General features: G+C 73.4%; 3 pseudogenes. All 3 read right to left on the bottom strand.

Annotated features, from left to right (window positions below):
* Window positions 1–207 precede the first annotated feature (207 nt).
* A pseudogene (locus PS467_RS42330) lies at window positions 208–384 on the bottom strand (type I polyketide synthase); the annotation flags it as partial.
* A gap of 75 nt (window positions 385–459) precedes the next feature.
* Window positions 460–11,349: pseudogene (locus tag PS467_RS23865) on the bottom strand (type I polyketide synthase); the annotation flags it as partial.
* Between the two features lie 73 nt (window positions 11,350–11,422).
* Window positions 11,423–13,669, bottom strand: a pseudogene (locus PS467_RS42165) (SDR family NAD(P)-dependent oxidoreductase); the annotation flags it as partial.
* Window positions 13,670–13,856: the final 187 nt, after the last annotated feature.

Genomic DNA, 13,856 nt, shown 5'->3' with positions numbered 1-13,856 from the left:
CACCTATTCAGGGCAGGCCAACGCATCCCCGGGTGAAGGAATGCCGGGGCAAATCGTTGGGCACGTCACCAGATCCGAGTGAAAACTATGGGATGGCCAGAGGGGGAACAACCCCTAGCCGGGCCCCTAGGGCCCCAAGCCGAAGCGGCCTTCACCTGCGGCGAGGGGCCTGGCGGCCAGGGCCCGGGGACAGGCCGGGGACAGGCCCTACGACCGGCCGAGTTCGTCATTGATCAGGGCGAAGATTTCCTCGTCCGTCCCCGACTCGAGGACGTCCACACCGTTATCGGCGGCCCTCTCGGCGGTAGCGCGGCCCGGATCGGACCACTTGGCGAGCAGCGCCTGGAGGCGGACCACCACCTTCGCGCGGGTCATATTGTCCAGGGCGGCTCGGGAAAGAGCGTTGTCCACACTGTCCAGCTCATCGAAGAGTGACCGTTCAGCGGATTCCCTATCCGGGAACATTTCCCCGGCGAGCCGCTGGGTGAGCGCCTCGACGGTGGGGTGGTCGAATACCAGGGTGGAGGGCAGCCGAAGTCCCGTGGCGGCGTTCAGCCGGTTGCGGAGTTCCACGGCGGTGAGCGAGTCGAAGCCGAGATCCTTGAGCGCCCGCCCGGCATCGATGAGCGCACTGTCCGGGATATTGAGCACGGCCGCCACTTCCGCGCGAAGGAAATCCGCCAAAGCCCGGTGACGCTCGGCAGCGGACAGGGCGGAAAGCCGCCGGGGGAGGTCGTCGGTGTCCTGACGCGATGCGGCCACGCGCCGGTTCGGAGTGCCGGCGAGTCCCTTGAGCAGGGCGGGCACGGAGTCCGTCCGTTCGCGCAGTGCCGCACGGTCCAGCCGTACCGGCATCACCACCGCCGACGCACACCGCTCCGCCGCGTCGAACAGCGCCAGACCCTCCTCAGCCGACAACGCCACCAGCCCCGACCGAGCCATCCGCCGCACATCGGCATCCCCCAGACCGCCCACCATCCCACCACCCACCTGCTCCCACGGCCCCCAGGCCAAGGACTGGGCAGGCAGACCCAGGGCCCTGCGGTACTGGGCGAGCGCGTCCAGATAACTGTTCGCCGCCGCGTAATTCGCCTGACCCGGACCGCCCAAGGTCCCGGCCGCCGAGGAGAACAACACGAACGCCGACAGATCCATGCCGCGGGTCAGCTCATGCAGATGCCACGCGGCGTCCACCTTGGGACGCAGGACCGCCTCCAGCCGCTCGGGCGTCAGCGACTCCACCACCGCGTCATCCAGCACACCCGCCGCATGCACGACTCCGGTCAAGTTGCTTACGTTCGCGATGACGTCCGCCAGCGCCGCACGGTCCGCCACATCACACGCCACCACGGACACCTCGGCGCCCAGGTCCGACAGCTCGGCGCACAGCTCCTCCGCACCCGGCGCCGCCATGCCCCGCCGACTGGTCAGCACCAACCGGCGCACACCCCGCACCGCCACCAGATGCCGCGCCACCAACGCACCCAGCGCACCCGTACCGCCCGTGACCAGCACCGCACCCCGGCCGTCGAGCGGCGCCGGAACCGTCAGCACCACCTTGCCCACATGCCGCGCCTGACTCATGAAACGCAGCGCGTCCACGGCCTGGCGTACGTCCCACGTCGTCACCGGAAGCGGCCGCAGCACACCCTCCCGGAACAGGGACATCAGCTCGGCCAGCATCTCCCCGATCCGCTCCGGACCGGCCTCGACCAGGTCATACGCCCGGTACCCGTCGACCGCCTCCCGCACATCCGTCTTCCCCAGTTCCAGGAACCGGCCGCCCTCCGCCAGCACCCGCAGCGACGCGTCCACGAACTCACCCGCGAGCGAGTTCAGCACCACATCCACACCCCGGCCGCCCGTGGCCGCAAGGAACCGCCCCTCGAATTCCAGATCCCGGGACGATGCAATGTGCTCCGCGTCCAGCCCCAGCTCCCGCAGCACACCCCACTTGGCCGGACTCGCCGTCGCCCACACCTCCGCACCCATATGCCGCGCCAACTGCACCGCCGCCATCCCCACCCCACCAGCGGCCGCATGCACCAACACCGACTCACCGGACCCCAACCCCGCCAGATCCACCAGCCCGTAATACGCCGTCAAGAACACCACCGGCACCGACGCCGCCCGCGCGAACGACCACTCCTCCGGCACCCGCGCCAGCATCCGCTGGTCCGCCACCGCCACCGACCCGATCGACGCCGGGAACATCCCGAACACCCGATCGCCCGGGGCCATCCCCACAACCCCCGGCCCCGTCTCCAGCACGACCCCGGCGCCCTCGCTGCCCAACCCCTCCTGGTCCACCACACCGAGCGTGAGCAGTACGTCCCGGAAGTTCAGCCCGGCAGCACGCACCCCGACCCGCACCTGACCGGGCCCCAACGGCTCCTCGGCGGCCGGAGAGCCGACCAGCGCCACACCGTCCAAGGTGCCCGCGGCGGCCACCTCCAGCCGCCAGGACGGCTCCTCCGCGGGGACGGTGAGCGTGTCGTCGGCCTGAGCCGGGACCAGCCGGGGAACGGCCACCTCACCGAGGCGAACGGCAAGCTGCGGCTCTCCCGACCCGATGGCCTTCGGGATCGCGTGCCAGGACTCCTCGCTCCCGTCGACCTCCACGAGCACGAACCGGCCGGGGTGCTCGGACTGGGCGGACCGGACCAGGCCCTGAACGGCGGCCCCGACCATGCCTTCCCGGGTCACGATCGCCAATGTGGACGTCGCGCACCGCTCGTCGGCGAGCCACGCCCGCAGCGTCGCCAGCGCCCAGGCGGTGGCGGCCCGCACCTGTTCCGTGGGCTCGCCCTCCGCCTCCGCCGGCGGCGTCGTCAGTACGGCGTCCGGCGCCGTCGCGCCCGAGGCGATCGCGGCGCCGAAGGCGGGGATGTCCGGATAGGCGTCGGTTCCTGGCACCTCGAAGAAGAGGTCGCCGACGGTGGCCAAGGACATCGCCGACGCGGTGCTCGGCTCGGGCCACGGGGCCCAATCGAGCCGCAGCAGGGAATCCGAGCCGACGTTGCCCGGCGCCCGGAGGCTCTCCGCCGAGACCGCGCGCAGCACCAACGATGCGATACGCGCGACGAGTTGACCGCCCGCGTCCGCGATCTCCACCGACACCGTGTCCGGCCCGGTCTGCGCCAGGCGCACCCGTACCGAGGTCGCGCCGGTCGCATGCAGCGACACTCCGCGCCATGAGAAGGGCAGACGGGTGGTGTCGTCATCCGCAAGCGCGGTCAGGCCCATCGAATGCAGGGCGGCGTCGAGCAGAGCGGGGTGCAGACCGAACGACGCGCTGTCGGTGCCCGGGGGCAGCTCGACCTCGGCGAAGACGTCCGCCCCCAGCCGCCAGGCCGCCCGAAGCCCCCGGAACGCCGGCCCATAGCCATACCCCAGATCCGCCAACCGCTCATACAACCCATCAACCGGCACCGGCTCCGCACCCCGCGGCGGCCACTGCCCCCCACACTCCAACCCCGCCGCCTCCCCGGCCGCCACCGCCTCCGCGGCCGTCAGCACACCCGACGCATGACGCACCCACGGCGCCCCCGACGCACCACCCTCCCCACACGAGAACACCTCCACCGACCGCGCCCCCACCTCATCCGCACCACCCACCACCACCTGCAACCGCACCGCACCACCATCAGGCACCACCAACGGCGCCTCCAACGTCAACTCCTCCACCCGGTCACACCCCACCTCATCCCCCGCACGCAACGCCAACTCCACACACGCCGCCCCCGGCAACAGGACCCGGCCCAGCACCACGTGATCGGCGACCCACGGCTGTGCGTGCCGGGACACCCGGCCGGTCAGCACCACCGAGGAGCTGTCGGCCAACGGGACCGCGGCGGCCAGCAGGGGGTGGCCGGCCGGGGTGAGCCCGGCCGACGCCGCATCGGCTCCGGAGGATGGCTCCAGCCAGAACCGGCTCCGCTGGAACGGGTACGTCGGCAGGTCCACCGGACGCACCCGGGGCCCTCCCAGCACCGCAGGCCAATCGACGGGGACGCCACGTACGTAGGCGTGGGCCACGGCGGCCATCAGCGTCTCCGGTTCGGGACGGTCGCGACGGAGCACCGGGACGCTCACCCCGGCCACACTGTCCTGAGCCATCCCCGACAACGTCCCGTCCGGGCCCAGCTCCACGAATGTGGTGACGCCCTCGGCCTCCAGGGCACGGACACCATCGTGGAAACGGACCGCCTCCCGCACGTGACGTACCCAGTACTCCGCACCATCCGGCGCGCCCACCTGGCCGGAGACGTTCAGCACCAGCGGAATCCTCGGCTCGGCATACTCCACCGACTCCGCCACCCGCCGGAAATCGTCCAGCATCCCCTCCATCAGAGAGGAGTGGAACGCGTGCGACACGCGCAGCCGACGCACCCGACGACCCCGCGCCTCCCACTCCGCCGCAACCACCTCCACCACCGACGCCACACCCGACACCACCGTCGACGACGGACCATTGACCGCCGCGACATCAACCCCGTCGCGCCCCGCCAGGCCCGCCAACACCTCAGCCTCGGACGCCTCCACCGCCACCATCGCCCCACCCGACGGCAACGCCTGCATCAACCGACCCCGCGCCCCCACCAACCGGCACGCATCCCCCAGCGAAAACACCCCCGCCACATGCGCGGCAGCCAACTCACCCACCGAATGCCCCAGCACGAAATCCGGGACCACACCCCACGACTCAACCAACCGGAACAACGCCACCTCAACCGCGAACAACGCAGGCTGGGCATATTCCGTACGGTCCAGCAGCTCCTGATCCCCGCCGAACACCACGTCCTTCACCGGCAGCGGCGCGAACCCCTCACACACCGCGTCGAACGCCTCCGCGAACACCGGATACGACTCATACAGCTCACGCCCCATCCCCACCCGCTGCGACCCCTGACCCGCGAACAACAACGCGCACTTGCCCTCCGCCACCACACCCTCGACCACCCCGGACGACGACTCCCCACGAGCCAACACCCCAAGCCCGTCCAGCAACGACTCCCGGTCCCGGCCCAGCACCACCGCCCGCCGCTCCAACGCAGCCCGCGAGGTCACCAGGGACGCGGCCGTCTCCACCGGGTGTGTCTCGGGATGTTCCGCGGCGAACGACCCCAGCCGTTCGGCTTGTGCGCGCAGCGCCTGCTCGCCGACCGCCGACAGAACCCACGGAACGACCGGCGGCGGCAGCAGCGGTGCGGAATCCGGGTCGGGGTCGGGGGCCTCCTCCGGAGCCGCGTCCTCCAGGATGACGTGGGCGTTGGTGCCGCTGACGCCGAACGAGGACACCCCCGCCCGGCGCGGGCGTCCGGCCGAGTGGGGCCAGTCCACGGGGTCGGTGAGCAGGGACACCGCGCCGGAGGACCAGTCGACGTGCGGCGTCGGCTCGTCCACGTGCAGCGTTCGCGGCAGTACGCCGTGCCGCATGGCCATCACCATCTTGATCACACCGGCCACACCCGCGGCCGCCGCGGTGTGCCCGATGTTGGACTTCAGCGACCCGATCCACAGGGGCCGGTCGCCCGCGCGGCCCTGCCCGTACGTCGCCAGCAGCGCCTGTGCCTCGATCGGATCGCCCAGCACCGTGCCCGTGCCATGCGCCTCGACCGCGTCCACCTCGTCCGGCGACACGCCCGCGGCGGCCAGCGCCTGCCGGATCACCCGCTGCTGAGAGGGGCCGTTGGGCGCGCTCAGCCCGTTGCTGGCGCCGTCCTGGTTGACCGCCGTGCCGCGCACCACCGCCAGCACCCGGTGGCCGTTGCGGCGCGCGTCGGACAGCCGCTCCAGGAGCAGGACGCCGACGCCTTCGCCCCAGGCCGTGCCGTCGGCCGCGGCGGCGAACGACTTGCAGCGGCCGTCGGGCGCCAGCCCGCGCTGCCTGCTGAACTCCACGAAGGCGACGGGGTTGACCACCACCGCGACCCCGCCGACGACGGCCAGCGAGCTCTCGCCCTGCCGCAGCGACTGGCAGGCCAGGTGGAGCGCCACCAGGGACGACGAGCAGGCCGTGTCCACCGTGACCGCCGGCCCTTCGAGGCCCAGCGCGTAGGCCACGCGCCCGGAGACGACAGCGGTGGCGCCCCCGGTCAGGTAGTAGCCCTCGGCGCCCTCGGCGGCCTGCCGCGCACCGGCCCCGTACCCCTGCGCGGACGCTCCGACGAACACACCGGTCGGGGTGGTCCGCAGCGAGGTGGGATCGATGCCCGCCCGCTCGAACACCTCCCAGGACGCCTCCAGCATCAGCCGCTGCTGCGGGTCCATCGCGAGCGCCTCACGCGGGGAGATCCCGAACAGGGCGGGGTCGAAGTCCCCGATGTCCGGGATGAAGGCGCCCTCGCGGACGTAGGACGTGCCGGGCCGGTCCGGGTCGGGGTCGTACAGCGCGTCGAGGTCCCAGCCCCGGTCCGTGGGGAAGGGCGAGACGGCGTCGACCCCGTCGGCCACCACCCGCCACAGTTCCTCCGGTGATTCGGCGCCGCCGGGGTAGCGGCAGCTCATCGCCACGATCGCGATGGGGTCGTCCGCCGCCACCGGACCCGTCGGCCCGGCCGGCCCGGCCCGTCCCGGCTCGGCGTCGGCGTCGACATCGGCGTCGTCGCCCAGGATCTCGTGGCGGAGGAAGTCCGCCAGCGCGGCCACCGTGGGATGGTCGTAGACCAGGGTCGCGGGCAGCCGCAGACCGCTGGCGTCGCTCAGCCGGTTGCGCAGCCGCACGGCGGTCAGCGAGTCGAAGCCCAGCTCCCGGAAGGCGCGTCCGACCGGTATCGCACCGGGTTCGGCGTAGCCCAGGACGGCTGCGGCCTGTTCGCGTACGAGCGTGACCAGCAGCTCGGTCCGGCCGGACGCCGAGAGCGCGGCCAGCCGTCGGCGCAGCTCCGGTTGCGTGTCGCCGTCGGCGGCCGTGAAAGTGGCCGTGGCCGTGGACTCTTCGAGCAGCCGCCGCACCTCGGGGAGTTCTCCGATGAGGGGGCGGGGGCGGGCCGAGGTGAAGAGGGGCACGAACCGGGCCCAGTCCACGTCCGCCACGGTCACGGTCGTCTCGTCGTGGTCCAGCGCCTGTCCCAGGGCGGTGATCGCCAGGTCGGGGTCCATCGGACGCAGACCGCGCAGCCGCAAATAGGCGTCGGCATCCTCGTCGGCCGCCATGCCGGAGCCGCCCCAGGAACCCCAGGCGACCGAGGTGGCGGTGGCACCCCTGTCGCGCCGCCGCTGGGCGAGGGCGTCGAGGAAGGCGTTCGCCGCGCCGTAGGCGCCCTGGTTACCGCTGCCCCACACCCCCGCGTTGGACGAGAAGAGGACGAAGGCGTCGAGCTGCTCCGGGGCCCCCGCGGACTCCGGGGACTCCGCGGACTCCGGGGACTCCGCGGACTCCGGGGACTCCGCGGACTCCGGGGCGTCAGGGGCGCCCGGGGCGAGCAGCTCGTCGAGGAGGGCGGCGCCGACCGCCTTGGCGCCGAGCACCTCGGCGTACTCCCCCGGTGTGGTGTCGAGGAGCGGTGTGAGCTGGCCCACGCCGGCGGTGTGGAAGACGGCGTTCGGCGGATGCTCGGCCAGGAGCGCGGTCAGCGCGTCCCGGTCGGTGACGTCGCACGCGACGATCGTCACCTCGGCGCCGAGCGCCGTCAGTTCGTCCCTCAGCTGGTCGGCGCCGGGCGCGTCGGGGCCGCGCCGCCCCGTCAGGACCAGGTGGTCCGCGCCCTTCCGGGCCAGCCACCGCGCCACGTGGCCGCCGAGCGCACCGGTGCCGCCGGTCACCAGGACGGTGCCGCGCGGGCGCCAGGGCGAGGGGGCGGGGGCGGAGGCCGACGCCGCGCGCACCATCCTGCGGACGTACGTGCCCGAGGGGCGTACGGCGATCTGGTCCTCGTCACCCGCCGCGGCGAGGACGTCGGAGAGCCGCTGTCGAGCCCCGGCGTCCAGTGGCTCGGCGGGCAGGTCCACCAGCCCGCCCCAGCGCTCGGGGTGCTCCAGACCGGCCACCCTGCCGAGCCCCCAGACCTGCGCCTGTACGGGGCTGAGCAGCCGGTCGGAGCGCTGTGCCGCGACCGCGCCCCGGGTGGCGAGCCATAGTGGCATGGGGTGCCCGTCGAGCGCCTGGACCAGCGCGAGGGAAGCGGCGAGACCGCGCGGCACCGCCGGGTGTTCGGGGTGCGGTGCCTCGTCCAGGGCCAGCAGCGACAGTACGCCCGACAGGGGCGCCGACCGCTGGTCCACGGCGTCCGCCACGGCGCCCGCCAGCGTGGCGCGGTCGGCGTCCGCGCAGCACACGGGGAGGGGCACGACGAGGGCGCCGGACTCGGCCAGGGCGGAGGACACGGAGCCCACCAGCGGGTCGTCGAGGTGCGAGTCCGGGACGGCGAGCAGCCAGCTGCCGGAGAGCCGGCCGGTGGGCGGGACCGAGAGCGGCTGCCAGGTGATCCGGTACCGCCAGGAGTCGATGAGCGACCGGTCTCGTGCGGTACGGCGCCAGGTGGCCAGGGCGGGCAGCAGCTCCCCGACCAGTTCACCGTCCGCATCGAGGGTCATCGCCAGCTCGGTCGCGTCGGCTCGTTCGACCGCGTCCCAGAAGCGCGTCTCGGCCTCATCGGCCCGTACGGGCTCGGTCACGCCGGTGGACGTGTGGCTGTCGAGCCAGTAGCGCTGCCGCTGGAAGGCATACGTCGGCAGATCGACCCGCCGCGCGCCCTCGAACAACGACGACCAGTCCACGTCCACACCATGGACGTACGCCTCCGCCACCGAGGCCAGGAAGCGGTCCAAGCCGCCGTCGTCCCGGCGCAGCGAGCCCAACGCCACCGCCTCCGCACCCACCGCGTCAATGCTCTCCTGCACGCCGACCGCGAGCACCGGATGCGCGCTGGCCTCGATGAACACCCCGAAACCCCGCCCCAGCAACGCCTCGGTCGCCGTGCCGAACCGCACCGTCTCCCGCAGATTCCGATACCAGTACCCGGCATCCAGCTGCTCGGTGTCGAGCCAGTCACCCGTCACCGTGGAGAAGAACGGCACCCGGGAACGCACCGGAGCGATCCCGCTCAGCTCCTCCAGCAACCGCTCCCGCAACACCTCCACATGCGCCGAATGCGAGGCGTAGTCCACCTCGACCCGACGCGCCCGCACACCCCGCCGACGGCACTCGGCCACCACCTCATCCAGCGCCGCCGCGTCCCCGGACACCACCACCGACGACGGCCCGTTCACCGCCGCCACGCCCACCCGGCCACCCCACGGCTCCAGCAGCGCGACCGCGTCGTCGGCCGAGACCGCCACCGACACCATCCCGCCGCCACCAGCGAGTGCGGTCAGCGCCCGGCTGCGCAGGGCCACCACCCGCGCCCCGTCCTCCAACGACAACCCACCCGCCACACACGCCGCCGCGATCTCACCCTGCGAATGCCCCACCACCGCACCCGGCACCACACCCAACGACTCCCACAACGCCGCCAACGACACCATCACCGCCCACAACACCGGCTGCACCACATCCACCCGCCCCAACGCGACCTCATCGCCCAACACCCCCGTCAGCGACCAATCCACATGAGCCGACAACGCCCGCTCACACTCCGCCATCCGCCCCGCGAACACCGGCGAAGCCTCCAGCAGATCCACCGCCATCCCCACCCACTGCGACCCCTGCCCCGGAAACACCAACACCGACTTGCCGCCACCGGGCATCCCACCCGTGATCAGGCCCGGAGCCGAACCGCCCTCCGCCAGTGCCGCCAGACCGGCGCGGAGTTCCGCCATACCGTCCGCCACCACCGCCGCCCGATGCGGCAACGCCGCCCGCGAGGCCGCCAAGGACAGCCCCACATCGGCCGGGTGCGGAGGCGTACGGCCATCCGAGCGGCCCTCCGTGAACGACAGCAGCCGCCGTGCCTGCTCCGCCAGGGCCCGTTCGCCTCGGGCCGACAGCACCCAGACGACCGGCCCTTCCGCGGGTTCGGTCGTGGGCTCCTCGGCCGGCGCCGGCGGCTGTTCGAGGATCACATGGGCGTTGGTGCCGCTCATGCCGAACGACGAGACACCCGCGCGCCTCGGCCGGCCGTCCGTCTCCGGCCACTCCCGCGCCTCCGTCAGCAGCGACACCCCACCCGACGACCAGTCCACATGCGGCGACGGCTCATCCACATGCAGCGTCCGCGGCAACACACCGTGCCGCATCGCCATCACCATCTTGATGACGCCACCCACACCCGCGGCGGCCGCACTGTGCCCGATGTTCGACTTCAACGACCCCAGCCACAAGGGCCGGTCCGCCGCCCGGTCCCGGCCGTAGACCGCCTGTAGCGCCTCCACCTCGATGGGGTCGCCCAGCACCGTCCCGGTGCCGTGCCCCTCCACCGCGTCCACCTCGTCCGGCGACAACCCGGCGCCCGCCAGCGCCTGCCGGATCACCCGCTGCTGAGAGGGGCCATTGGGTGCCGTCAGCCCATTGCTCGCACCGTCCTGGTTGACCGCACTGCCCCGCACCACCGCCAGCACCGGAAGCCCGCGCCGACGCGCCTCCGACAGCCGGGTCAGCAGCAGCACGCCGACCCCCTCGGCCCATCCCGTACCGTCCGCGCCCGCCGCGTACGCCTTGCATCGCCCATCGGCGGACAGCCCCCGCTGCCTGCTGAATTCGATGAACGGTCCGGGGCCGGACAGGATCGTCGCACCGCCCGCGAGCGCCATCGAGCACTCGCCCTTGCGCAGGCTGTGGCAGGCGAGGTGCAGGGCGACCAGGGACGAGGAGCACGCCGTGTCCACGGTCACCGCCGGGCCCTCCAGGCCGAGGGCGTAGGCCACCCGCCCGGAGGCGACGCTCGCGGCGGTGCCGGTCAGCAGATGGCCTTCCAGCTCTCCGGGCGCGGAGCCGGCGCGGGGGCTGTAGTCCTGGCCGTTCGTACCGGTGTACACGCCGATCGCGGCACCGCGTACCGAGGTGGGGGCGATCCCGGCGCGTTCGAAGACCTCCCAGGTCGCCTCCAGCAGCAGCCGCTGCTGCGGGTCCATCGCGAGCGCCTCGTGCGGACTGATCCCGAAGAACCCGGCGTCGAACTCTGCCGCGTCGTGGACGAACCCGCCCTGGGTGGCGTAGGACGTGCCCGGTTCGTCCGGGTCGGTGGAGCGGAGGGCGTCGAGGTCCCAGCCGCGATCGGCCGGGAAGTCCGAGATCGCGTCAACCTGATCGCTGACGAGCCGCCACAGGTCCTCCGGGGAGCTGACCCCGCCGGGGTATCGGCACGCCATGGCCACGATGGCGACCGGCTCGGCCTCGGCGGATTCGACCTCCTGCAACCGCTGCCGGGTCTTCCGCAGCTCGGCGGTCATCCACTTGAGGTGGTCCAGGAGCTTCTCTTCGTTCGTCATTCGGTACGCAACTCCTCGGATCGAGCCGTCGGCCGTGGTTTCCCCGGCCGGGTCAGGCTTTGCCGAACTCCTGGTGGATGAGGTCGAACAGGTCGTCCGCGGTGGCCTCGTCCAGGTCCTGGGTCTGGGTTTGGTCCTGGTTCTGGGCGTGGCTCTTGTCCCCGGTTTGGCCCTCGGCCGTGTTCCGCGCCGGTTGGCTCCGTACGGCCGAGGGGTCGGCGCCGCGGGACGCGAGCAGCCGGGGCAGGCGTGCCCGGACGGTGGCGTACGCGGGGTCGTCGGCCGGGAGCGCCGCCAGTACGGATTCCAGCTCCTCCAGCGTGCGCAGCGCCCGCTCACCCGAACCGGCCCCGGAGCCAGGACCAGGATGAGGACCGGGACCAGGACCGGAGTCGAGGGCTTCGGTCCGCAGGTGGTGGGCGACGCTCTCCGGTGTGGGGTGGTCGAAGGCGAGCGCGGCGGGCAGCGGCAGCCCGGTGGCCGTGGCCAGGCGGTTGCGGAAGTCGACGGCGGTCAGCGAGTCGAAACCCAGGTCGCGGAAGGCCCGGTCCGGCTCGATGGTCCGGGCCGAGGGGTGGCCCAGAGCCGCCGCGGCGTGCTCGCGCACGAGTTCCAGCACCAGCTGGTCCCGCTCCGGCTCCGGCGCGCCGGCCAGCCGCTCGGCCAGCGTGCGCCCGGAGGAGTCAGGGGCGGTGGAGTCGGTGGCCGTGGTGTCCGCCGTGGCCCGCCGCACCTCCGCCAGGTCGCCGAGCAGCGGGCTCGGGCGCAGTGCGGTGAAGCCCGGTGCGAACCGCTCCCAGTCCACGTCGGCCACCACCGCGCAGGCCGGGCCGCCCGGCAGCTCCCACAGGGCCTCGACCGCCTGCCGGGGCTCAAGGGGCCGCAGGCCGCGCCGGCGCAGGTGGTCCTCGGCGTCGGTGGCCATTCCGCCCTCGGCCCAGGGCCCCCAGGCCACCGAGGTGGCGGACCGGCCGCGGGCCCGGCGCTGTTCGGCCAGGGCGTCGAGGAAGGCGTTGGCGGCCGCGTAGGCGCCCTGGCCGCCGCTGCCCCACACGGCGGCGATGGAGGAGAACAGGACGAACGCGTCGAGGGGGTCGTCGGCGAACAGCTCGTCCAGGTGCAGCGCACCGGTGACCTTGGCGGACACCACCGCGGCGTAGTCGCCGAGGTCGGTGCGGACGTCCGGCATCTCGGCCGCTCCGGCGGCGTGGACGACGGCGGTGACCGGTGGGCCGGCCGCGCGCACCCGGTCGACGAGGGCGGCCAGGGCGTCCCGGTCGGCGACGTCGCAGGCGGCCACGGTGACGGCGGCGCCCAGGCCGGTCAGTTCCGCCTCCAGGGCGGCGGCGCCCGGCGCCGACGGGCCCCGGCGGCTGAGGAGCACCAAGTGTTCGGCGCCCTCACGGGCCAGGGCGCGGGCGACGTGTGCGCCCAGGACGCCCGTGCCACCGGTGATCAGTACGGTGCCTCGCGGCCGCCACCGAGGGGTCCGGGGGGCTTTCCCGGCACGGTCCTTTCCGCCACGGTCCTTCCCGCCGCCACGGATCTCCCCGCCACCATCGACCTTCCCGCCGCCACGGATCTCCCCGCCGCCATGGACCTTTCCGTCCCGGACCAGCCTGCGGCCGAACACTCCGGCGGCCCGCACCGCCAGCTGGTCCTCGCCCTGTCGTCCGCCCGTCAGCGCCGTGGCGAACCGCTCCCGGGCGCGGGGGTCCCAGGTTTCGGGCAGGTCGACGAGCCCGCCCCAGGTGTCGGGGTGTTCCAGGGCCATCACCCGGCCCAGGCCCCACAGTTGGCCCTGCGCGGCGCTGGTGAGCGGATCGCCGGGGCCGGTCGACACCGCGCCGCGGGTCGCACACCACAGGGGTGCGGTGATGTTCCGGCCGTCCGCCGTCCCCAGCAGGGCGAGGGTGTGCCGGAGACCTCTGGGTACCGCCGGTTCCTCCTCGCCCGGGGTGTCGTCCAGGGCGAGCAGCGACAGCACACCGGTCACTCCGGGCGGCGCGGCGGCCAGCCCCTCGGCGAGGCTCGCCTCATCGGTCACCAGGACGGTCCGGGTGCGGGCGCCGTGGTCGCTCAGCGCCCGCTCGGCTCCTTCGGCCGACGGGTGGGACGCGAGCGCGGCGGGCACGAGGACCAGCCAGGTGCCGGCGGGCGCGGCGGCGGGCGGGAGGTCGAGGGGCTTCCAGGTGACGCGGTAGCGGCGGCGGTCCGCCGCGGACCGTTCCCGCCGGCCGCGCCGCCAGGCCGAGAGGGCGGGCAGCACGGCGCTCCACGGCTGTTCGTCGCCCACCTCCAGCATGGTGCTCAGCGCCTGGTGGTCGGCGCGCTCCACGGCGTCCCAGAAGGGCGCGTCCAGGGTGTCGTCGGGCGCCCGTTCCGAGCCCGCGTACGGGCCCGTGTTCGCGGCCGGGTCCGCGTCCGCGTCCGGTTCCGGGTCCAGCCAGTAGCGGCGGCCCTGGAAGGCGTACGCCGGGAGGTCC

The organism is Streptomyces luomodiensis (assembly GCF_031679605.1).
Classification (GTDB): domain Bacteria; phylum Actinomycetota; class Actinomycetes; order Streptomycetales; family Streptomycetaceae; genus Streptomyces; species Streptomyces luomodiensis.
This window is presented reverse-complemented; position numbering and strand designations above follow the sequence as displayed.